Source organism: Pseudomonas sp. LBUM1652 (assembly GCF_059716105.1).
In genome coordinates this window covers 498624-520452 of the sequence record NZ_CP166804.1, presented here as the reverse complement: position 1 = coordinate 520452, position 21829 = coordinate 498624, and the positions used below count along the sequence as shown (strand labels likewise).

Sequence of the window (21829 nt, the reverse complement as noted above, 5' to 3'; positions counted from 1 at the left end):
GCAACCATGAGGATAAAAATATGGCTACCACCACCCTTGGGGTCAAACTCGATGACCCGACCCGCGAGCGCCTTAAAGCTGCCGCGACCTCGATTGATCGCACACCGCACTGGCTGATCAAGCAGGCAATTTTCAATTACCTGGAAAAACTCGAGGGTGGTGCAACCCTGACCGAGCTGAACGGCTTGTCCGCCAAGGACGCCGACGACGCGGGCGAAGTCCACACCGATCACGCTCACCAGTGCTTCCTCGAATTCGCCGAAAGCATCCTGCCGCAGTCGGTACTGCGCGCGTCGATCACCGCCGCGTACCGTCGCCCTGAGCCGGAAGTCGTGCCGATGCTGATCGAGCAGGCTCGCCTGCCGGCACCGATGGCCGAAGCCACCAACAAACTCGCCGCCTCTATCGCAGAAAAACTGCGTAACCAGAAAAGTGCCGGCGGTCGTGCAGGCATTGTTCAGGGTCTGCTGCAGGAATTCTCCCTGTCGTCCCAGGAAGGCGTGGCGCTGATGTGCCTGGCCGAAGCGCTGCTGCGTATCCCGGACAAAGGCACTCGCGATGCGCTGATCCGCGACAAGATCAGCACTGGCAACTGGCATCCGCATTTGGGCAACAGCCCTTCGCTGTTCGTCAACGCCGCCACCTGGGGTCTGCTGCTGACCGGCAAACTGGTGTCGACTCACAATGAAGCTGGCCTGACCTCGTCGCTGAGCCGCATCATCGGCAAGAGCGGCGAGCCGATGATCCGCAAGGGCGTCGACATGGCCATGCGCCTGATGGGCGAGCAGTTCGTCACCGGCGAAACCATCGCTGAAGCACTGGCCAACGCGAGCAAGTTCGAAGCCAAGGGCTTCCGCTACTCCTACGACATGCTCGGCGAAGCGGCACTGACCGAACACGACGCGCAGAAGTACCTCGCCTCGTACGAACAAGCCATCCACTCGATCGGCAAAGCCTCCCACGGCCGTGGGATTTATGAAGGCCCGGGCATTTCCATCAAGCTCTCGGCACTGCACCCGCGTTACAGCCGTGCGCAGTACGAGCGTGTGATGGACGAGCTATACCCACGCCTGTTGTCGCTGACCCTGCTGGCCAAGCAATACGACATCGGCCTGAACATCGACGCCGAAGAAGCCGATCGCCTGGAGCTGTCGCTGGATCTGCTCGAGCGCCTGTGCTTTGAGCCGCAACTGACGGGCTGGAACGGCATCGGTTTCGTGATTCAGGCTTACCAGAAGCGTTGCCCGTACGTGATCGACTACGTGATCGATCTGGCACGCCGCAGCCGTCATCGTCTGATGATCCGCCTGGTGAAAGGCGCGTACTGGGACAGCGAAATCAAGCGCGCCCAGGTCGAAGGTCTGGAAGGCTATCCGGTCTACACCCGCAAGGTGTACACCGACGTTTCCTACATCGCTTGCGCACGCAAACTGCTGTCGGTGCCGGAAGTCATCTACCCGCAGTTCGCCACGCACAACGCCCACACCCTGTCGGCCATTTACCACATCGCCGGTCAGAACTATTACCCGGGCCAGTACGAATTCCAGTGCCTGCACGGCATGGGCGAACCGCTTTACGAGCAGGTTGTAGGCAAAGTTTCCGAAGGCAAGCTGAACCGTCCGTGCCGCGTGTACGCTCCGGTCGGTACGCACGAAACCCTGCTGGCCTATCTGGTTCGTCGCCTGCTGGAAAACGGCGCCAACACTTCGTTCGTCAATCGCATCGCCGACCAGTCGATTTCGATTCAGGAGCTGGTGGCCGATCCGGTTGCTCAGATCGAGCAGATGGCGACCGTGGAAGGTGGTTTCGGCCTGCCGCACCCGCGTATTCCGCTGCCGCGTGACCTGTATGGCTCCGAGCGCGCCAACTCCAGCGGTATCGACATGGCCAACGAACATCGTCTGGCGTCCTTGTCTTGCGCGTTGCTCGCCACCGCGCACAACAACTGGAAAGCCGCGCCGATGCTCGGTAGCGCTTCCAGCACCGAAGCCCCGGCACCGGTGCTGAACCCGGCGGATCACCGCGATGTGGTCGGCCACGTTCAAGAAGCCACTGTCGAAGACGTCGACAACGCCATTCAATGCGCCCTGAATGCTGCGCCGATCTGGCAGGCCACCCCGCCGGCCGAACGCGCCGCGATTCTGGAGCGTGCCGCTGATTTGATGGAAGGCGAGATCCAGCCGCTGATGGGCCTGCTGGCCCGTGAAGCCGGCAAGACCTTCGCCAACGCCATCGCTGAAGTCCGCGAAGCCGTCGACTTCCTGCGTTATTACGCAGTGCAGGCGCGCAACGATTTCAGCAACGACGCCCACCGCCCACTGGGTCCGGTGGTGTGCATCAGCCCGTGGAACTTCCCGCTGGCGATTTTCAGCGGTCAAGTAGCTGCGGCACTGGCTGCCGGGAACCCGGTATTGGCCAAACCGGCCGAACAGACTCCGCTGGTCGCTGCACAAGCCGTGCGTTTGCTGCTCGAAGCCGGGATTCCGGAAGGCGTGCTGCAATTGCTGCCGGGTCGCGGTGAAACCGTCGGCGCCGGTCTGGTGGGTGATGAGCGCGTCAAAGGCGTGATGTTCACCGGCTCCACCGAAGTCGCTCGTTTGCTGCAACGCAACATTGCCGGTCGCCTCGACAACCAGGGCCGTCCGATTCCGCTGATCGCCGAAACCGGTGGCCAGAACGCGATGATCGTCGACTCGTCGGCCCTCACCGAACAAGTCGTGATCGACGTGGTGTCCTCGGCGTTCGACAGCGCCGGTCAGCGTTGCTCGGCACTGCGCGTGCTGTGCTTGCAGGAAGATTCCGCAGATCGCGTCATCGAAATGCTCAAAGGTGCGATGGCTGAAAGCCGTCTCGGCAACCCTGAGCGTCTGTCCGTGGACATTGGCCCGGTGATCGACGCCGAAGCCAAGGCTGGCATCGACAAGCACATCCAGGGCATGCGCGATAAAGGTCGCAACGTGTACCAGGTGGCCATTGCCGACAGCGAAGAAGTCAAACGCGGCACCTTCGTCATGCCGACCCTGATCGAACTGGAAAGCTTCGACGAACTGCAACGCGAAATCTTCGGCCCGGTGCTGCACGTGGTGCGCTACAAGCGCAAAGAGATCGACCAGTTGATCGGTCAGATCAATGCGTCCGGTTACGGCCTGACCCTCGGCGTGCATACCCGTATCGACGAGACCATCGCCAAGGTGATCGACAACGTCAACGCCGGTAACGTCTACGTCAACCGCAACATCGTCGGTGCCGTGGTCGGCGTGCAGCCGTTCGGCGGCGAAGGCCTGTCGGGCACTGGCCCGAAAGCCGGTGGTCCGCTGTATCTGTACCGTTTGCTGTCGACTCGTCCTACCGACGCTATCGAACAATCCTTCGCTCGCGGTGATGCTGCCGTGGCACCGGACGTTCGCCTGCGCGACGCCATGAGCAAGCCACTGAACGCCCTGAAAGCCTGGGCCGACAGCAACAAGTTTGCCGACCTGAGCACCCTGTGCGTGCAGTACGCCGCACAATCGCAGAGCGGCATCACTCGTGTGCTGGCCGGCCCGACCGGTGAGAAGAACAGCTATGCGATTCTGCCGCGCGAGCACGTGCTGTGCCTGGCGGACGTCGAAGGCGATCTGCTGACCCAACTGGCGGCGGTATTGGCGGTAGGCGGTTCGGCGGTATGGCCGGAGTCCGACATCAGCAAGGCATTGTTCGCACGCCTGCCGAAGGACATTCAGGCGCGGATCAAGCTGACTTCCGACTGGAACAAGGACGAAGTGGTGTTTGATGCGGTTCTGCATCACGGCCATTCCGACCAGTTGCGCGGGGTCTGCCAGCAGATCGCCAAGCGTGCCGGCGCAATTGTTGGCGTTCAGGGCTTGTCCCAGGGCGAGACCAACATTGCCCTGGAGCGTCTGGTGATCGAGCGGGCGTTGAGTGTTAACACCGCTGCGGCGGGTGGTAATGCCAGTTTGATGACGATCGGTTAAACCTCTGCAAATCCAGGCGACCGCAATGGTCGCCTGGAATCACTCCTACAGAAGATCAAAAGATCGCAGCCTTCGGCAGCTCCTACACCGTCCCATGTAGGAGCTGCCGAAGGCTGCGATCTTTTGCCTCTGTATCACGCCCATCAATCATCCTGTTCAGCCTTTATCCGCACGCCTAGACTCGGCCCAACCCCAATTTCAGGTAGGCCGCCATGTCCGAGACGCTGCTCAGTTCCCGCAATCTGGCTTTTGAGCTGTACGAAGTCCTCGATGCCGAGGGCCTGACCCGGCGTGAGCGCTTTGCCGAACACAACCGCGAGACTTTCGACGCTGCCATCGGCACCGCCCGCAGCATCGCCGAGAAGTATTTCGCGCCGCACAACCGCAAGGGCGACGAGAACGAGCCGCGCTACGAGGACGGCAAGGCGATTCTGATTCCCGAGGTGAAGCCGGCGGTGGATGCCTTCCTTGAGGCTGGCTTCCTCAACGCCGCGCGAAGTTTCGACGCCGGCGGCATGCAACTTCCTACACTGCTGTCGCAAGCCTGCTTCGCGCATTTCCAGTCGGCCAACGCCGCTTCGACTTCGTACCCGTTCCTGACCATGGGTGCGGCCAACCTGATCGAGAGCTTCGGCACTGACGAGCAAAAACAGCGCTTCCTGCAACCGATGATCGACGGGCGTTTCTTCGGCACCATGGCCCTGACCGAGCCGCACGCTGGCTCATCGCTGTCGGATATTCGTACCCGCGCCGAGCCAGCGTCCGACGGCACTTATCGCCTCAAGGGCAACAAAATCTTTATTTCCGGCGGCGACCACCCGCTCTCGGAAAACATCGTGCACATGGTCCTGGCCAAGCTGCCGGACGCTCCGCCGGGAGTGAAAGGCATTTCGCTGTTTATCGTGCCGAAGTTTCTGGTCAACGAAGACGGCAGCCTCGGCGAGCGCAACGATGTGTTGCTGGCCGGGCTGTTCCACAAGATGGGCTGGCGTGGCACCACGTCAACCGCGCTGAACTTCGGCGATAACGGTCAGTGTGTCGGCTATCTGGTGGGCAAGCCGCACCATGGCTTGAGCTACATGTTCCAGATGATGAACGAGGCGCGGATCGGCGTCGGCATGGGTGCGGTGATGCTCGGTTATGCCGGCTACCTGTATTCACTGGAGTACGCCCGTGAACGCCCACAAGGGCGAGTACCGGACAGCAAGGACCCGAGCACCGCGCCGGTGGCGATCATTCAGCATGCGGATGTCAGACGCATGCTGCTGACGCAAAAGTCCTACGTCGAAGGGGCGTTTGACCTCGGTCTGTACGCCGCGCGGTTGTTCGATGACACCACCACGCTTGAGGGTGAAGCTGAGCGCAAACAGGCGCATGAGCTGCTGGATTTGCTGACGCCGATCGTCAAATCCTGGCCATCGGAGTTTTGCCTCAAAGCCAACGAACTGGCGATCCAGATCCTCGGCGGTCACGGTTACACCCGCGAGTATCCGGTGGAGCAGTATTACCGCGACAACCGTTTGAACCCGATCCACGAAGGCACCCACGGCATTCAGTCGCTGGACTTGCTCGGGCGCAAACTGGCGCAGAACGGCGGTGCCGGGCTCAAGCAATTGGTTCGCCTGATTGCCGACTCCGCTGAACGCGCTACGGCGTACGAATCGCTGACTGCATTGCGCGAGCCGCTGGAGAAACTGGTCGCGCGCCTGCAAGTGGTGACCCTCGGTTTGCTCACCGATCTGGCGCAAGGCAAGGTCAACAGCAGCCTGGCGAACTCGGCGTTGTACCTGAAAGTGTTCGGGCACACGGTGATTGGCTGGCGCTGGCTGGAGCAGGCGATTCGCGCCGAGGAAGGCTTGGCAAAGGGCAATGCCGCGGATGCTGACTTCTACAAAGGCAAGTTGCAGGCGGCGCGGTATTTCCTGACGTGGGAAGTGCCGGGTTGCCACCATGAGCTGGCGTTGCTGGAGGCGCGGGATGATACGTGCCTCAACATGCGGGATGAGTGGTTCTGATCCGGGTTTTATTAAGCGGCTGAAATCCATTCGCGAGCAGGCTCGCTCCCACAGGGTTTTGTGTTGTTCACAGCCCAATGTGGGAGCGAGCCTGCTCGCGAAGGCGTCAGTTCAAACAACATACCTTTCAGGACAGTTTGAACCCACCCATCTGCCGCGCCAGATCATCCGCCAACCGCTGCAACATCTGACAATCCTCGCGACACGCCCGAACCTCACCCGCCGTCGCCCGGGCCAGATCGGAAATCCCCTGCACGTTTCGGTTGATCTCCTCGGTCACGGCCGACTGCTCTTCCGTCGCCGTTGCCACCTGGTGGTTCATGTCACTGATGCGCTCGACCTGCCCGGTAATCGCGGTCAACGACGCGCCGGTACGCTGGCTCGACTCAACCCCGGTGCCGGTTGCCGCCTGACCGGTGCGCATCGACGATACGGCGTTTTCCGCACCTTGCTTGAGGCTGCCGATCATCTGCTGAATCTCATCGGTAGACGCCTGAGTCCGTCGCGCCAAAGTACGCACTTCGTCCGCCACCACTGCAAAACCACGGCCCATGTCGCCGGCACGCGCCGCTTCGATGGCGGCGTTCAGCGCCAATAAGTTGGTCTGTTCAGAAACCCCACGAATCACCGCCAACACCGAATCAATGGACGCCACTTGATTGGCCAGTTCACCCACAGCACCGGCCGCCACGCCGATTTCGTCGGACATGCTTTCTATATGTCGAATCGAACCACCCACCACTTCCCGCGCCTGCATCGCTTCATCCCGAGCAGTTTGCGAGGCGAGCGCTGCGTTGCCGGCGTTCTGGGCGATTTCCTGCACGGTCAGGCCCATTTCGTGGACGGCGGTGGCAACCATGTCGGTCATTTCCTGTTGGCGGCCGGAACGCTCGGCGGTGTTTTCCACCACTTTCGCCACTTGGCTGACGGCCGTGCGCAGACGCTCGCTGGTGGTCAGCACTTCGCCGATCATCCCGCGCTGGCTGTCGAGGAAGCGATTGAAGCCCCTTGCCAAGTCGCCGAGTTCATCGGCGCGGCTGGAATCTAACCGGTGGGTCAAATCTCCCCCACCGCTACCGATTGCTACCAGTGCCGCTGTTACCTGACGAATCGGCCGCACCAGCCCCTGAGCCAGCCAAACCACCAGCGCCAGGCATACCAGCGCCACCGCCAGACCAATGCCGCCGCTCAGCCACATCGCCTTGCGGGCTTCCGCGTAGATCTGCGACTGCGGCACTTCGGCCACCAGCGTCCAGCCGAGGTCGCGCAACGGCAGGCTGAAGGCGAGGAAGTCTTCGCCTTCGCGCTGGAAGCTGCTGGTCACGGCAGCTGCCTTTGAGGTAGAGAGCTGACCGAGGACTGATTGCGCCGCCGAAGCACCGATCTGCTCGCTCAAGGTGCGTTTGCCACTGAACTGCGCCTCAGGATGCACCTGAATCAAACCGTCGGAACGCACGAGATAGACCTTGCCGCGCTCGCCAAAGCTGAAGTTGTGGATCAGCTCCGACAGCTCTTTCATGCTCAGCCCCAGCCCTGCGACACCGACCACTTTGCCGGCCTGCTCGACCTTCAAATCGATGAACAGCGCCAATTCGCCGGTGGCGCCATCGTTGTCAATATTGAGGGTGCGCGGCTGATTGCTATCGAGGAAGGAATAAAACCAGGCATCGGCCGGCTTGGCCCGACTCAGGGTGCGATCCAGGCCTTTTTCGGTGATGTAGTGATTGGATTCGGTACCGATGATCAAAGCCGTAAATGCTTTGTGTTCGGCGCGGATGCCTTCCAGATACTGCGCGAAGGCCGCCGTTTTGCTGCTGTCTTCACCCGCTGCCAACCAGTCGCGCACCATGGAGTTGCTGGCGATATCTTTCGCGGCGGTCAGGGGTTGGACGAGGATGCGTTCGATGTCGTTGCGCGTCGCTTCGATGCTCGACGGCAGCGCTTGTTCGACCAGATAGCTCTGGGCGAGGCGGTTGACCACCAGGGTATAAATGCCAACCACAATCAGGATGCTGACCAGCAGGGCGGTGCCCATGCTGAGAATCAGCTGCCATTGAATACTGCGTCGCCACAACTGCATGGAGCACCCCCAAAGAATAAGAGGCGGAAGCAATGCAACAGCCGTGCCGATTGTATACAACCCAATCGACAATCTATTCTTTGGTTGTGCGCAACCCCATCAACCCTGATTGATGGTCTTGGCGATGGTGTCGACCGTGGCGCTGACTTGCTCTTGGTAACGGTCGAGTTCTTCCTGATGCTGCTTCTTCATTTCAATCTGCTGCGAGCACAGATTCATCGCCGCCAGCACCAGCAGGCGGTCGCCGATCAGCGTCGGGTATTTGCGTTTGGTGTCATCCAGCGCGGCCTTGAGCATCATTGCCGCGTCCAGCAGGGTCTGTTCTTCCCCGGCCGGTGCCTTGATCGAATAGTCCTCCCCGAGAATGGAGACGACTTTTACCCCTGCTGTGTGGTGGTTCATGCGCTGACAGGACCTGCGTTGACGCGATCAACCAGGGCTTGAATGCGTGCGGCGGTGGCGCCGTGCTTTTCTTCCTGTTCCATCAGGTTCAGTTGCAGGCTTTCGTTCTCATCCTTGGCCTGGGCCAGTTCCGTAGACAAGGTCTGGTTGGTTTGCGCAAGGCTCTGGTTCTGTTGCACCAGGTCGCTGACGAGCTGTTCCAATTGGCTGAGGGATGCTTCCAACATTTTGATCTTCCAAGCGTTTTTCAAAGGGCGCGTACGATAAAGAAAAGTCACCACGGATGCCAGGGTTAAACCGGTGCAAAGCCTTGATTTTCCTGGCGGGAGACCGTTCTCGCGAGTTTAAAAGACTGTGATCTGCCGATCTGGTTCCTGCACTTCGTCGCTCAAACCCGGATGCGACAAATACGCACATGGACTAAAGAGTTCATCCGCCTGACCGATAAGTCACTCAACAGCAGTCTCAGCCCGCATGGATGCGGCCCTCCTCGGTATCCGCACATGTCCCTTCGTAATATGAATATCGCCCCCCGGGCGTTCACCGGTTTTGCCCTGATCGGCGGCCTGATGCTGATTCTCGGCGTGTTCGCCTTGAATCAAATGAGCAAAATCCGTGAGGCAGGCGAGGATATCGCAACCGCCAGCGTGCCCTCCATCAAGACCCTCGACGAGTTCACCCAACTGACTCTGCGCCTGCGGGTACTTTCCTATCGGTTGCTGATAAACCGTGAACCGGACGTGCAGCAGAAAACCTTTGAGCTGTTCGAGCTGCGTAACAAGCAGATTGCCGACGCCCAGCGCGCTTACGAACCGTTGATCGACGGCCCGCAGGAACGTGCGGCTTACGATCAGTACGTGCAGTTACTGGCTCAGTACCGTCAACTCGAAGACCGAATGAAAACCCTGTCGCGCAACAACCAGATCGATGAACTGCGGCAGATGCTCAACAGTGATCTGCTGAGCAATTCGGAAGCGGTGAATACGGCATTGGCGCGCTTGCTGGAGATCAACACCCAGCAAATCGCCGAAACGGATAAGGGTGCGGCTGATCAGTATTCAATGTCATTCAATCTGGTGGTCACGCTGCTGATCATTGCCAGCGGTCTGACCCTGCTGTTCGCCTGGCTGCTGACCGTCAGCATCACCAAGCCGATCTCCAAGGCACTGGACGCAGCGGAAACCATCGCCGAAGGCAACCTGACCCAGCCGATCCATGTCGACGGCTCCGATGAAGCCGGACGTCTGCTGGCCGCCATGGCCAAGATGCAATCGAAACTGCGCGACACCTTGCAGCGGATTTCCGGTTCGGCCACGCAGTTGGCCTCGGCCGCTGAAGAGCTGAACAGTGTCACCGACGAAAGCGCTCGCGGCCTGACTCAGCAGAACAACGAAATCGAACAGGCTGCTACCGCCGTCAACGAGATGACCAGTGCGGTAGAAGAAGTCGCGCGCAATGCGGTCAGCACCTCGGAAGCCTCGAAGAACGCCACCACCTCTGCCGGTGACGGCCGTGATCTGGTGCAGGAAACCGTCAGCGCCATCGAACGCATGAGCGCCGACGTGCAGAGCACGGCGAGCCTGATCGGTGATCTGGCCAATGAATCCCGCGACATCGGCAAAGTGCTGGACGTGATCCGTGGCCTGGCTGACCAGACCAACCTGCTGGCCCTGAACGCAGCGATTGAAGCGGCGCGCCGGTGAGGCCGGTCGTGGTTTTGCGGTGGTGGCTGATGAAGTTCGTGCCCTGGCGCATCGCACCCAGCAGTCGACCAGCGAAATCGAACGCATGATCGGCAGCATTCAGAGTGGCACCGAACACGCTGTGGATTCGATGCGTAACAGCACTGAGCGCGCCGAGTCGACGCTGAACATTGCCCGTGGTGCCGGGATGTCGCTGGACACCATCAACACCGCCATCGTCGAGATCAACGAGCGCAACCTGGTGATCGCCAGCGCCGCCGAAGAACAGGCGCAAGTGGCGCGGGAAGTGGATCGCAACCTGGTGAACATCCGTGATCTGTCGGTGCAATCGGCGACCGGGGCGAATCAGACCAGTGCGGCGAGCAATGAGCTGTCGCGCCTGGCGCTGGACCTGAACAATATGGTTGGGCGGTTCAGCCTCTAAGATCAAAAGCAGGATCAAAAGCTCCCCCCTCACCCCAGCCCTCTCCCCCAAGGGGGCGAGGGGAAAGGGAGCAGTTCTTCTTACTTTTCAAAGTCTGAGTTCGACTAGGGCTTTCAGGTCGGCGTACCACGCACAAACACATCGATCAGTCCCCTCTCCCCCGGGAGAGGGCTAGGGTGAGGGCAGCAATAGCCCGCCGAACACAAAACCTGATGCCACACTGAAAAAGCTTTTTGACAGCATCACATTTCAACAGGTTAGAATCGCTGGCACGCAGACTGCATGGTCAGTTTGTGCCCGTCTTTACGCTTGTGGAGTACTGCCTTTGAATGCGACGACCATCAACAGCCTGTTCTTGATCGGCGCGTTGCTGGTAGGCGCAAGCATTCTTGTCAGCTCTCTTTCTTCCCGTCTCGGCATTCCGATTCTGGTCATCATTCTCGCGGTCGGCATGGCGGCCGGGGTCGATGGCGGTGGGATCATTTTCGATAACTACCCCACGGCCTATCTGGTCGGCAACCTCGCACTGGCAGTGATCCTCCTCGACGGCGGCTTGCGCACGCGGGTTTCAAGTTTTCGCGTGGCGTTATGGCCGGCGCTGTCGCTGGCCACGGTCGGGGTGTTGATCACCACCGGGCTGACCGGCATGGCGGCTGCGTGGCTGTTCGATTTGAACATGATTCAGGGCCTCCTGATCGGCGCCATCGTCGGCTCGACCGACGCCGCAGCGGTGTTTTCGCTGCTCGGCGGCAAAGGTCTGAACGAACGGGTGACCGCCACCCTGGAAATCGAATCCGGCAGCAACGATCCGATGGCGGTTTTTCTCACCGTGACCCTGATCGATATGCTCGCCAGCGGCCAGACCGGGTTGCACTGGAGCCTGCTGACGCACCTGATCCGCGAGTTCGGCATCGGTGGCGTGATCGGTCTGGGCGGTGGCTGGCTGATGCTGCAACTGGTCAACCGGATCAACCTCGCCGCTGGCCTGTATCCGATTCTGATGATCGCCGGCGGTCTGGTGGTGTTCGCCCTGACCAACGCCTTGCATGGCAGTGGTTTCCTCGCGGTTTACCTGTGCGGCCTGGTGATCGGTAACCGTCCGGTGCGCAGTCGCCACGGCATTCTGCATATGCTCGACGGCATGGCGTGGCTGGCGCAGATCGGCATGTTCCTCGTGCTGGGCTTGCTGGTTACCCCGCATGATTTGCTGCCCATCGCCCTGCCCGCCCTCGGTCTGGCGCTGTGGATGATTCTGTTCGCGCGGCCGCTGTCGGTGGTGGTGGGCCTGCTGCCGTTCAAGGCGTTCCATGGCCGCGAAAAAGCCTTTATTTCCTGGGTCGGCTTGCGCGGCGCGGTACCGATCATTCTCGCGGTGTTCCCGCTGATGGCCGGGCTGCCGAATGCGCAGCTGTACTTCAACCTCGCGTTCTTTATCGTGCTGGTGTCGCTGTTGGTGCAGGGCACGAGCCTGCCGTGGGTGGCCAAACTACTGAAGGTGACGGTACCGCCCGAGCCCGCACCGATTTCCCGATCCGCACTGGAAGTGCACGTCACCAGCGAGTGGGAGCTGTTCGTTTATAAGCTCGGCGCGGAGAAATGGTGCATCGGTTCGCCCCTGCGTGAGCTGAAAATGCCCGAGGGAACACGTATTGCCGCGCTGTTTCGTGGCCAGCAACTGCTCCATCCGTCGGGTAGTACGGTGCTGGAAGTCGATGATTTGCTGTGTGTTATCGGCCACGAACACAACTTGCCAGCCCTCGGAAAACTGTTCAGCCAGGCGCCACAACGCGGCCTCGATCTGCGCTTCTTCGGTGATTTCGTGCTCGAAGGAGACGCCCAGCTTAAAGCCGTTGCAGCGCTTTATGGCTTGCCGGCCGAAGGCATCGACCCAGACATGACCCTCGGCACCTTCATTGCCCATAAAGTCGGCGGTGCTCCTATCGTCGGTGACCAGGTGGAGTGGAACAACACCCACTGGACCGTCGCGGTCATGGACGGGAACAAGATTGGCAAAGTGGGCGTCAGATTCCCCGAAGGAAGTCGCCCGGGCCCCGGGCTCTTCCTCTAAACTGCGTCCACTATCACTTGCTTGACCGGTCTCTATGCCTAACCTGCGCTCCTTTTTCGCCGCGGCCCTGCTGGGCCTGAGTCTTACTGTCGGCCCGCTTTATGCCGCCGAACCACCGTCCAGCGAAGCCGTGCAGGCCAGTCTGGACAAGCTCGCCGACAGCAAACTGCCGGAGGCCGATAAAAAGTCCCTGCAGTCCGTCCTGCAGAGCACGCTCAATCAGCTGAACAATCAGCGTGATTACGCACAGAAGCTGATCGACCTCAAGCAGCAGTTGGCCACGGCGCCGAAGCAGACGATCGAGAATGCCCGCGAACTGACGCGCCTCAAGGCCACTGCGGTGGTGCCGGTCGCACAGCGTTTTCCCAAGGAGTCGATCCCGCAGCTGGAGCAGATCCTCACCGACCGCTCGACTCAGCAAAGTGATCTGCAAAAGGCCTTGGCCGACGCCAACAGCCTGATCATCACAGCCCAGACCCGCCCCGAACGCGCCCAGGCAGAAATTTCCGCCAGCCAGACGCGCATCCAGCAGATAAACAACATCCTCAAGTCCGGCAAAGACGCCGGCAAGACTGTCAGCAACGAGCAACGCGACCAGTTGAACGCCGAGCTGGCGGCACTGAATGCGCTGATCCCGCTGCGCCGTCAGGAACTGGCCGGTAACAGCCAGTTGCAAGACCTGGGCAACGCTCAACATGACTTGCTCTCGGAAAAATCCGACCGCCTCGACCGCGAGATTCAGGAACTGCAAACCCTGATCAACCAGAAGCGTCTGGCGCAATCTCAGGAAACCGTCACCCAACAGTCAATCGAGGCGCAAAAGGCCGGCAGCAGCAGCCTGCTTGCCACAGAAAGCGCAGCCAACCTCAAGCTCTCGGACTACCTGCTCAAAAGCACCGACCGCCTCAACGAAGTCACCCAGCAAAACCTGCAAACCAAACAGCAACTCGACGCCCTGACCCAGAGCGATTCGGCCCTCGACGAGCAGATCAACGTGCTCAAGGGCAGCCTGTTGCTGTCGAAGATTCTCTACAAACAGAAGCAGGCCTTGCCACGGCTCAAGGTAGACCGTGATCTGGCCGATCAAATCGCCGACATTCGCCTGTATCAGTTTGATGTCAGCCAGCAGCGTGAACTGCTGAGCAATCCGGCGGCCTATGTCGACAATCTGCTGGCCACCCAGTCGCCAGAGCTCGTCACCCCGCAGTTGCGCAAAAGCCTGCTGGATCTGGCCAACACTCGCGTCGACCTGCTGGAGCGTCTGAACCGCGAACTGAGTGCGATGCTCAATGAATCGATCACTCTGCAACTCAACCAGAAGCAACTGCTGAGCACGGCCCAGAGCCTGCGCGCGACCCTCGATGAGCAAATGTTCTGGATTCCCAGCAACAAGCCGCTGGACCTGGAGTGGATGCGTGGCGTGCCGGAGCGGCTGAAACGTCAGGTCGACACGCTGCCATGGGCATCCAGCCTGAGCGAACTGACCGACGGTCTGACCCAGCGCCCCTTGCTGTTCCTGCCGCTGGCGTTGCTGATCGGCGCACTGCTGTGGCGGCGCAAAAGTCTCTACGGTCGGCTGAACAAGGTTCACCAGGACATCGGCCATTTCAAACGCGACAGTCAGTGGCACACCCCGCAGGCGATTCTGATCAACATTCTGCTGGCGATGCCAGTGGCGCTCGGTCTGGGACTGTGCGGTCTAGCCTTGCAGATCGACGCCCGCGGCCAGAACGCCAACATGGGCGCGGCGCTGCTGCAAATGGGCCAGGCGTGGCTGGTGTTCTACACCGCCTACCGGATTCTCGCGCCGGGCGGCGTGGCTGAGTTGCATTTCCGCTGGGAAAAACCCCAGGTCGAATTCCTTCAAGGCTGGGTACGCCGACTCGGGCTGGTGGTCATGGCGCTGGTCGCCGTGGTGGCCGTCGCCGAGTTGCAACCGGCGGCGCTCGCCGACGATGTGCTTGGCATGCCGGTGGTGCTGACCTGCTACGCGTTGATGGCGTGGTTGCTCAGTCGCTTGCTGATCAGCAGCCCGGCCCACGAAAACGCCTCGCTGTTCCGCAAGGCTGTCGGGGTGATGTTCACCCTGCTGCCAATCGCCCTGTTCGTCGCGGTGTGCTTCGGCTACTACTACACCGCGCTGAAACTCAGCGACCGCTTGATCAATACCCTCTACTTGCTGATGTTCTGGTTGGTGATCGAAGCCACTTTCGTCCGTGGTCTGAGTGTCGCGGCGCGACGTCTCGCCTATCAGCGCGCCTTGGCCAAACGCCAAGCGGCGAAAGAGGCCGGCGACGGCGAAGCGGTGATCGAAGAGCCGACCCTGGATATCGAAAAGGTCAACGAGCAGTCTCTACGCCTGATTCGTCTGGCCCTGCTCGGCGGCTTTATCGCGGCGCTGTACTGGGTCTGGTCGGACCTGATTTCGGTGTTCTCGTACCTCGACAACATCACCCTCTACGAATACACCAGCGGCACCGGCGCCAACATGAGCATGGTGCCGATCAGTATCGGCGACATGCTGGGTGCGCTGATCATCATCGGCATCACCTTCGCTCTGGCGCGCAACTTGCCGGGCCTGCTTGAAGTGTTCGTGCTGTCGAAACTCAATCTGGCCCAAGGCAGTGCCTACGCGACGACGACGCTGCTGTCGTATGTGATCGCCGGCGTCGGTTTTGTCTCGACCCTGTCGACCCTCGGCGTGAGTTGGGACAAGTTGCAATGGCTGGTGGCGGCGCTGTCGGTCGGCCTCGGTTTCGGCATGCAGGAGATTTTTGCGAACTTCATCTCCGGCATCATGATCCTGTTCGAACGTCCGGTGCGGATCGGTGACACCATCACCATCGGCAACCTGTCAGGCACGGTGAGCAAGATCCGTATTCGTGCCACGACCATCACCGACTTCGACCGCAAGGACATCATTGTCCCGAACAAGACGTTCATCACCGGGCAACTGATCAACTGGTCGCTGACCGACACCATCACTCGAGTGACGCTGAAACTGGGTGTCGACTACGGTTCGGATCTGGATCTGGTCAAGGAACTGCTGCTCAAGGCTGCCCGGGAAAACCCGCGCGTGCTCAAGGAACCCGAGCCGCACGTGTACTTCCTCAACTTCGGCGAAAGCACCCTCGACCACGAACTGCGCATGCACGTGCGTGACCTGGGTGACCGCAACCCGGTACTCGATGAGGTCAACCGCTTCATCAACCGCGAGTTCAAGAAACAGCAAATCAACATCTCGTTCCGCCAGATGGAGGTTTACCTGAAGAACCTCCACGGTCAGGAATACAAGATGGTGCCAATCGAGCCGGAAACCAAAACCATCGTGCCGGTCGCCGACGAGCAGAAACCGCTGCAAGAGCCACCGCCGGCCAAACTCGACTAACCGGTCTAATCCCAGCAGAATGCTCGGACACTCTGCTGGAGCCGGCCCTTGAAAGCCCTCGACGAACTGACCTTCGACAATCGCTTCGCCCGTCTGGGCGAGGCGTTCTCCGCCCACGTGCTGCCCGAGCCGATCGACAATCCGCGTCTGGTGGTGTCGAGTGCTGCGGCCCTCGCGCTACTCGACCTCGACCCGGCAACAGCCGACACCCAGGAATTCGCCGAACTGTTTGGCGGCCACAAACTGTGGGCCGATGCCGAGCCACGGGCGATGGTCTATTCCGGGCATCAGTTCGGCGGCTACACCCCGCAACTGGGCGATGGTCGCGGTTTGCTGTTGGGCGAGGTCTACAACGAAGCCGGCGAACACTGGGATCTGCACCTCAAGGGCGCCGGGCAAACACCCTTTTCGCGTATGGGCGATGGCCGCGCGGTGCTGCGTTCGTCGATACGTGAATTCCTGGCTTCCGAAGCCCTGAATGCGCTGAACATTCCGTCCTCACGCGCAGCCTGTGTGATCGGCTCCGACACCCCGGTCTGGCGCGAAAAGCAGGAACGCGCGGCGATGGTGCTGCGTCTGGCGCCGAGCCATATCCGCTTCGGCCACTTCGAATATTTCTACTACACCAAGCGTCCCGAGCAGCAGAAGCAGCTCGGCGAACACGTGCTGGCGATGCACTTCCCGGAATGCCTGGAACAACCTGAGCCGTATCTGGCGATGTTCCGCGAGATCGTCGAACGCAACGCCGAACTGATCGCCAAATGGCAGGCCTACGGCTTCTGCCACGGCGTTATGAACACCGACAACATGTCGATCCTGGGCATCACCTTCGACTTCGGCCCATTCGCCTTCCTCGACGACTTCGACGCCAACTTCATCTGCAACCACTCCGATGATCAGGGCCGCTACTCGTTCAGCAATCAGGTACCCATCGGCCAATGGAACCTCAGCGCACTTGCCCAAGCGTTGACGCCGTTCATCAGCGTCGAAGCGTTGCGCGAAACGCTGGGTCTGTATTTGCCGCTGTTTCAGGCGCATTACCTCGACCTGATGCGCCGCCGCTTCGGTTTCACCACGGCTGAAAATGACGATCAATTGCTGCTGGAAAACCTGCTGCAACTGATGCAGAACAGCGGCGTTGATTACACGCTGTTCTTCCGCCGGCTCGGTGATCAATCCGCAGAACTGGCCGTTGCTCAATTGCGTGACGACTTCGTCGATATCAAAGGCTTCGATGCCTGGGGCGAACGTTACGTCGCCCGTGTTACGCGCGATGGCGCGCTCGATCAGGAACAGCGCCGCGCGCGGATGCACGCGGTGAATCCGCTGTACATCCTGCGTAATTATCTGGCGCAGAAAGCGATCGATGCCGCCGAACAAGGGGATTACTCAGAGGTGCGCCGGCTGCATGCGGTGCTGAGCAAGCCGTTCGAGGAGCAGCCGGGGATGGAGAGCTACGCCGAGCGTCCGCCGGAGTGGGGCAAGCATCTGGAAATCAGTTGTTCTTCCTGAACCAAAATCAGGTAAACACATCGATCGGCACATTGAAGCGCTCTGCCAACCAACGAATCTGGCGTAGGTTGAGCTTGCGCTTGCCACTCAGAATTTCCGAAACGACAGATTGCGTACCGACACCCGGCAGGTCGCTCTGGGTCAGGCCGTGTTCGCGCATCATGTAACCGAGAACCTCTTCGCCACTCGCTTGGGCCATGGGGTGATGGGTGTGATCCCATTCTTCGATCCAGTCACCGATGATATCGACCAGGCTCATCAACGGATGTGATGCATCATCGCCCGTAATCTCGAGTAACTCGTCGACAGCTTGCACCAAGGAGTCGTAATCGTCCTCGTTCTTTGGTTTTCGAACCAACGGAGAAACAAACTCCCAATGCTCGGCAACCGTTTTGATCAAAACACTCATGCCCTTCCCTCCTTCCACTTGCCGCGATCATATTCGCGGTGATCCATTACGTACTTTATGTAGAGCCGCTGAGATCGATAACTGACAAAAGCTATCAACCTGAGTTTGTTGCCACCGATATCGAAAACATGGAATTCACCAACCTTGTCGGCCGCGGGAAATATCGACTTCATCGCCGAGAAATCCTTTGGATAACTCCTGCTTGCCAGACGAAACCACTGCGCCAGAGCACTTGCTGCCTGAGGCCATTGTTCTTTGGCCTCCCGAATGGGTTTTTCACTAAACACATGCATGCAACATCCTTATCGCATTCTGCTATGGGGAGTTAATCACAAACCAGAAATATCGCAAGTTGCGATACTGGAAGGCAGACCAACGGACTCGCCTGCTTCGTCCTCAGCCTAGGCATAACGCGAAGAGGTGCACGATTGAAAATATGAGCAAACGTCTCCAACTAGCTGTTATCAGCTCTCCCTTGGATCTCGCTTATGACCAACCCACTGCTAATCCCCTGCCCATCCTGCAACGGACTCAACCGCATCCCCGCCGAGCGCCTCGCCGACCAGCCGAAGTGCGGGCGCTGCAAATCTGCGGTTCTGTCAAGCAAACCGTTCGAACTCAAGCAAAGTGATTACGCCAGCCAGATCAAGGGCGATCTGCCGCTATTGGTGGACGTGTGGGCGGACTGGTGCGGGCCGTGCAAGTCGTTTGCACCGGTGTTTGAGCAGGCGGCGGCACAATTGGCGGGCAAGTGCCGGTTGGCCAAGCTCGATAGCGAAGCCAATCAGCAGTTGTCGGCGCAGTTGGGGATTCGCTCGATTCCGAGTTTGATTCTGTTCAAGAACGGCCGGGAAGTGGCACGGCAGAGTGGCGCGTTTCCGTTGCCGCAGTTGATGAGCTGGCTGCGTAGCCAGGGGATCTGATACCCCGCGCATCCCCTGTGGGAGCTAGCCTGCTAGCTCCCACATTGGTTTTCAGGCATCTTCGAGCAGATTGTGCAGTTCGACAAATTGCTGGGTCAGCTTGTGTCGCGGATCGAGGTGGATCAGCGGCGTATTGGCCTGATGCGACTCGCGCATCCGCACTGAACTGGTCAGATACACCGGCAACACCGGCAGACCTTCGGCGATCAACTCATCGAGAATCTGCTGCGGCAGGCTTGCCCGGGCCTGGAACTGGTTCACCACGATGCCTTCGACTTCCAGCCCTTCGTTGTGGTCTTCCTTCAATTCTTCGATTTCCGCCAGCAAGCCATACAAGGCTTGGCGCGAGAAACTGTCGCAATCGAAAGGAATCAACACGCGATCAGCAGCAATCAGCGCCGATACCGCGTAGAAATTCAGCGCTGGAGGCGTATCGAGGTAGATCCGGTCGTAATCTTCCGATAGCTCATCTAGCAACTTACGCAGCTTGTTGATCTTGTGCTTGGCCTCAAGCTTGGGCTGCAGGTCGGCCAGCTCGGCCGTGGCGGTGATGATGTGCAGGTTGTCGAACGGGGTTTCGTAAATATCGGCCTGGTTCTTTTTCGAAAAAGGTCCGGAAGACAGGGTCTGCTTGAAGAAGTCGGCAATGCCCATCGGGATGTCGTCGCCGGTAAGCCCGGTCAGATACTGAGTGGAGTTGGCCTGGGCATCGAGATCCACTAACAGCGTGCGATACCCCTCGCTCGCGCTGACCGCCGCCAGATTGCAGGCAATGCTGGATTTGCCCACGCCACCTTTCTGATTGAACACCACGCGCCGCATGACCAAACCTCCGTGTATCAAAGAATGACCGAGTGTAGATGCGCGCGGCCTCGCTTCGCTACCTTCACAGCGGTGGACTACAAGGTCAGGTGCAAATATCCGCATGCAGACCGACTAAAAACCGCCATCAATTGCCGAGATGCCCGACAGACAAGCCTCTGCCAATCTGGATAATGGCCAATTGACAGTTTTTCAGCGAACCATTCGGTACATTTCGTTGCGCAAAATGTAACCAGCATTTGCTACACACTCGTCGCACCGGGATAATGCGCGCCACCCGGTGCCTAGCGCCACGTCAAGCCTGCTGCGGCTTTGGCGACTCAACGCGTCAACAAATGCCCGCAGGGGCGGGATGAATGTCCGTGATCAACTTCAACATCGCCCAATGGCGCGCATGGGCCCCGGGGCTCGACAGCGTGGACGCCTGGCAGGCCTGGAGCCGACAACCGGTCGTGCTCCAGAGCAGCGATGCCGCGCCCGATGTGTCGTTTTTGCCGGCCATGCAGCGCCGCCGTCTCAGTCGGTTGGCGCGAATGGCCTTCAGTGTTGGCTGGCCGTTGGCCGACGGACGGGACAACCTGCCATTGGTGTTTGTCTCGCGACACGGCGAAACTCCGCGTACTTACGAGATTCTCAGTGATCTGGCCAAGGACGAACCGCTGTCGCCGACCCAGTTCAGCCTGTCGGTGCACAACGCGATCATCGGTCTGTGGTCGATCATGCGCGGCGAAACCAGCGAAATGACCGCCCTCGCCGCCGCGGGTGACGGTCTCGAACACGGCATGCTCGAAGCCGCGGCGCTGCTCAATGAAGGCGCTCCGGCGGTATTGCTGGTAATCACCGAAGAACAACCGCCCGAAGCCTATTCGCGGTGGATCGACGACGTGCCGTTTCCTTACGCGGTAGGCCTTTTGCTCACCCCGGGTACCGACTGGCGGCTGACCCTGAACAGCACCTCAGAAGCACTGTCCAAGGCGCACTGGCCACACGCGTTGAATCTGCTGCGTACCCTGCTCGGCCAGCAAACCCTTTGCCAACATGCCTGGAAAAATCGTGTATGGACCTGGCAACGCAAACCGTGACCGAAAAACACCGCGACGCCTATTACTGGCGCCTGCTGGCCACCGCCGCAAGCTTCGCTCTATTCGGGCTGGGCGGGCTGTGCCTGCGGATACTGGTGTTTCCGCTGCTCGGCTGCCTGCCGGGCGATGCCCTGAAACACCGCCGACGCGCGCGGCAGACCGTCAGTCGACTGTTCTGGTTTTTTGTCCGGTTCATGGCCCGCACCGGCGTGCTCACTTACGACATTCAAGGCGCTGAACGTCTCGGCCGTCCCGGGCAGATGATCATCGCCAATCACCCGTCGCTGATCGACGTGGTGTTCCTGATCGGCCTGGTACGTCAGGCCAATTGCGTGGTGAAGAAAAGCCTGTGGGAAAACCCTTTCACCCGTGGCCCGCTGCGCAGCACCGAATACATCAGCAATGACGGCAGCATGGACATGCTCGATGCCGCCGCCGAGTCCCTGCAAAACGGTCAGACCCTGATCATTTTCCCCGAAGGCACCCGCACTCAACCGGGGCAGGCACCGTCCTTTCATCGGGGCGCGGCGGCGATTGCCCTGCGCGGTGCGAAAATTCTTACCCCGGTGATCATCAAGGTCAGCCCGACCACGCTGACCAAAGCCGAGCCCTGGTATCGGATCCCCAGCCGCCGCGTGCATTTCAGTTTTCGCGTCGGGGCCGATATAGATCCACAGACATTCGCAGCGCTTGGCCCGGCACCGCAGGCTTCGCGCAAGCTCAACGATTATTTGCACTCTTACTTCATCAAGGAGCTCGCCGAAGATGAGCGATCTGCACCGTGACATCAAACTGCTGATCATCGACGCCCTAGGTCTCGAAGACATCAGCGTCGACGACATCGGCGACGACCAGACGCTGTTTGGCGAAGGCCTGGGCCTGGATTCGGTCGACGCGCTGGAACTGGGTCTGGCGATCCAGAAAAAGTACGGCATCAAGATCGACGCCGACGCCAAAGACACCCGTAACCACTTCACCAACGTGGCGAGCCTTGCGGCCTTCGTCACGGCAAAACAGGCAGCTTGAG

At 59.9% G+C, this 21829-nt stretch carries 15 protein-coding genes and 3 pseudogenes; 11 read left to right on the top strand and 7 right to left on the bottom strand.

The window, feature by feature from the left end; all coding sequences use genetic code 11:
* Positions 1 to 20: 20 nt before the first annotated feature.
* A complete protein-coding gene (gene putA / locus ACA069_RS02375) occupies positions 21 to 3974 on the top strand; it encodes a trifunctional transcriptional regulator/proline dehydrogenase/L-glutamate gamma-semialdehyde dehydrogenase (protein WP_497616160.1) in 3954 nt (1317 codons plus the stop codon).
* 212 nt (positions 3975 to 4186) lie between these two features.
* The gene (locus ACA069_RS02370) at positions 4187 to 5989 is read left to right on the top strand and encodes an acyl-CoA dehydrogenase (protein WP_497616158.1); all 1803 of its coding nucleotides are present in this window, start codon (positions 4187 to 4189) and stop codon (positions 5987 to 5989) included.
* A gap of 127 nt (positions 5990 to 6116) precedes the next feature.
* On the opposite strand, the gene ACA069_RS02365 is transcribed toward ACA069_RS02370, so the two are convergent.
* The 4 genes and pseudogenes from ACA069_RS02365 to ACA069_RS02350 all read right to left on the bottom strand — a co-directional run bounded on the left by ACA069_RS02365 (position 6117) and on the right by ACA069_RS02350 (position 8698).
* Positions 6117 to 6848 carry a methyl-accepting chemotaxis protein gene (locus ACA069_RS02365; protein WP_404943128.1) on the bottom strand — a complete coding sequence of 244 codons (732 nt, stop codon included), beginning with the start codon at positions 6846 to 6848 and terminating at the stop codon, positions 6117 to 6119.
* 135 nt (positions 6849 to 6983) lie between these two features.
* A pseudogene (locus ACA069_RS02360) lies at positions 6984 to 8024 on the bottom strand (cache domain-containing protein); the annotation flags it as partial.
* 144 nt (positions 8025 to 8168) lie between these two features.
* Complete coding sequence (locus ACA069_RS02355; protein ID WP_016987569.1) at positions 8169 to 8471, bottom strand: cell division protein ZapA; 303 nt, start codon at positions 8469 to 8471, stop codon at positions 8169 to 8171.
* Complete coding sequence (locus tag ACA069_RS02350) at positions 8468 to 8698, bottom strand: hypothetical protein (RefSeq protein WP_016987570.1); 231 nt, start codon at positions 8696 to 8698, stop codon at positions 8468 to 8470. Before ACA069_RS02350 ends, ACA069_RS02355 begins: the two co-directional genes overlap by 4 nt.
* 171 nt (positions 8699 to 8869) lie before the next feature.
* On the opposite strand from ACA069_RS02350, the pseudogene ACA069_RS02345 reads away from it, so the two are divergent.
* The 5 genes and pseudogenes from ACA069_RS02345 to selO form a co-directional block, all read left to right on the top strand.
* Positions 8870 to 9697 (top strand): annotated as a pseudogene (locus ACA069_RS02345) (MCP four helix bundle domain-containing protein); the annotation flags it as partial.
* Positions 9698 to 9727: 30 nt separating this feature from the next.
* Positions 9728 to 10598: pseudogene (locus tag ACA069_RS02340) on the top strand (methyl-accepting chemotaxis protein).
* A gap of 325 nt (positions 10599 to 10923) precedes the next feature.
* On the top strand, positions 10924 to 12666 hold the full coding sequence (locus ACA069_RS02335; protein ID WP_187679638.1) for a potassium/proton antiporter: 1743 nt from the start codon (positions 10924 to 10926) through the stop codon (positions 12664 to 12666).
* 34 nt (positions 12667 to 12700) lie between these two features.
* The gene (mscK, locus tag ACA069_RS02330; RefSeq protein WP_489880397.1) at positions 12701 to 16054 is read left to right on the top strand and encodes a mechanosensitive channel MscK; all 3354 of its coding nucleotides are present in this window, start codon (positions 12701 to 12703) and stop codon (positions 16052 to 16054) included.
* 48 nt (positions 16055 to 16102) lie between these two features.
* The gene (gene selO / locus ACA069_RS02325; RefSeq protein WP_497616157.1) at positions 16103 to 17566 is read left to right on the top strand and encodes a protein adenylyltransferase SelO; all 1464 of its coding nucleotides are present in this window, start codon (positions 16103 to 16105) and stop codon (positions 17564 to 17566) included.
* A 7-nt stretch (positions 17567 to 17573) separates the two neighbouring features.
* Here the strand turns inward: selO and ACA069_RS02320 are convergent, their stop codons facing one another.
* Both ACA069_RS02320 and ACA069_RS02315 read right to left on the bottom strand, forming a co-directional pair.
* Positions 17574 to 17975, bottom strand: coding sequence for a helix-turn-helix domain-containing protein (locus tag ACA069_RS02320; protein ID WP_489880399.1), 402 nt, complete (start codon positions 17973 to 17975; stop codon positions 17574 to 17576).
* The gene (locus ACA069_RS02315) at positions 17972 to 18268 is read right to left on the bottom strand and encodes a type II toxin-antitoxin system HigB family toxin (RefSeq protein WP_489880400.1); all 297 of its coding nucleotides are present in this window, start codon (positions 18266 to 18268) and stop codon (positions 17972 to 17974) included. The genes ACA069_RS02320 and ACA069_RS02315 overlap by 4 nt, the downstream gene beginning before the upstream one ends.
* Before the next feature lie 195 nt (positions 18269 to 18463).
* On the opposite strand from ACA069_RS02315, the gene trxC reads away from it, so the two are divergent.
* Positions 18464 to 18898: a thioredoxin TrxC gene (gene trxC, locus ACA069_RS02310; RefSeq protein WP_401269141.1), complete on the top strand. Its 435-nt coding sequence runs from the start codon at positions 18464 to 18466 to the stop codon at positions 18896 to 18898.
* Positions 18899 to 18949: 51 nt separating this feature from the next.
* Here the strand turns inward: trxC and ACA069_RS02305 are convergent, their stop codons facing one another.
* Positions 18950 to 19720 carry a ParA family protein gene (locus ACA069_RS02305; protein WP_102355587.1) on the bottom strand — a complete coding sequence of 257 codons (771 nt, stop codon included), beginning with the start codon at positions 19718 to 19720 and terminating at the stop codon, positions 18950 to 18952.
* 356 nt (positions 19721 to 20076) lie between these two features.
* Here ACA069_RS02305 and ACA069_RS02300 point away from each other — a divergent pair, with 356 nt between their 5' ends.
* From ACA069_RS02300 to ACA069_RS02290, 3 genes are read left to right on the top strand one after another with little or no spacing between them, the layout of a single operon-like run.
* Positions 20077 to 20802 (top strand): beta-ketoacyl synthase chain length factor, encoded by a 726-nt coding sequence (locus ACA069_RS02300; protein ID WP_401269139.1) that lies wholly within the window; start codon positions 20077 to 20079, stop codon positions 20800 to 20802.
* Complete coding sequence (locus ACA069_RS02295) at positions 20778 to 21587, top strand: lysophospholipid acyltransferase family protein (protein ID WP_497616154.1); 810 nt, start codon at positions 20778 to 20780, stop codon at positions 21585 to 21587. Before ACA069_RS02300 ends, ACA069_RS02295 begins: the two co-directional genes overlap by 25 nt.
* Entirely contained in the window at positions 21568 to 21828 is a 261-nt protein-coding gene (locus tag ACA069_RS02290) for a phosphopantetheine-binding protein (protein WP_201235862.1), read from the top strand. The genes ACA069_RS02295 and ACA069_RS02290 overlap by 20 nt, the downstream gene beginning before the upstream one ends.
* Position 21829 lies beyond the last annotated feature (1 nt).

Bases quoted from the DNA above. Each gene is read 5' to 3' on its own strand.
- ACA069_RS02365 (WP_404943128.1), bottom strand. From the start codon at position 6,848: ATGGTTGCCACCGCCGTCCACGAAATGGGCCTGACCGTGCAGGAAATC.
- ACA069_RS02295 (WP_497616154.1), top strand. From the start codon at position 20,778: ATGGACCTGGCAACGCAAACCGTGACCGAAAAACACCGCGACGCCTAT.
- putA (WP_497616160.1), top strand. From the start codon at position 21: ATGGCTACCACCACCCTTGGGGTCAAACTCGATGACCCGACCCGCGAG.
- ACA069_RS02305 (WP_102355587.1), bottom strand. From the start codon at position 19,720: ATGCGGCGCGTGGTGTTCAATCAGAAAGGTGGCGTGGGCAAATCCAGC.
- mscK (WP_489880397.1), top strand. From the start codon at position 12,701: ATGCCTAACCTGCGCTCCTTTTTCGCCGCGGCCCTGCTGGGCCTGAGT.
- ACA069_RS02300 (WP_401269139.1), top strand. From the start codon at position 20,077: ATGTCCGTGATCAACTTCAACATCGCCCAATGGCGCGCATGGGCCCCG.
- ACA069_RS02315 (WP_489880400.1), bottom strand. From the start codon at position 18,268: ATGCATGTGTTTAGTGAAAAACCCATTCGGGAGGCCAAAGAACAATGG.
- ACA069_RS02370 (WP_497616158.1), top strand. From the start codon at position 4,187: ATGTCCGAGACGCTGCTCAGTTCCCGCAATCTGGCTTTTGAGCTGTAC.
- ACA069_RS02355 (WP_016987569.1), bottom strand. From the start codon at position 8,471: ATGAACCACCACACAGCAGGGGTAAAAGTCGTCTCCATTCTCGGGGAG.
- ACA069_RS02290 (WP_201235862.1), top strand. From the start codon at position 21,568: ATGAGCGATCTGCACCGTGACATCAAACTGCTGATCATCGACGCCCTA.
- ACA069_RS02350 (WP_016987570.1), bottom strand. From the start codon at position 8,698: ATGTTGGAAGCATCCCTCAGCCAATTGGAACAGCTCGTCAGCGACCTG.
- ACA069_RS02320 (WP_489880399.1), bottom strand. From the start codon at position 17,975: ATGAGTGTTTTGATCAAAACGGTTGCCGAGCATTGGGAGTTTGTTTCT.
- trxC (WP_401269141.1), top strand. From the start codon at position 18,464: ATGACCAACCCACTGCTAATCCCCTGCCCATCCTGCAACGGACTCAAC.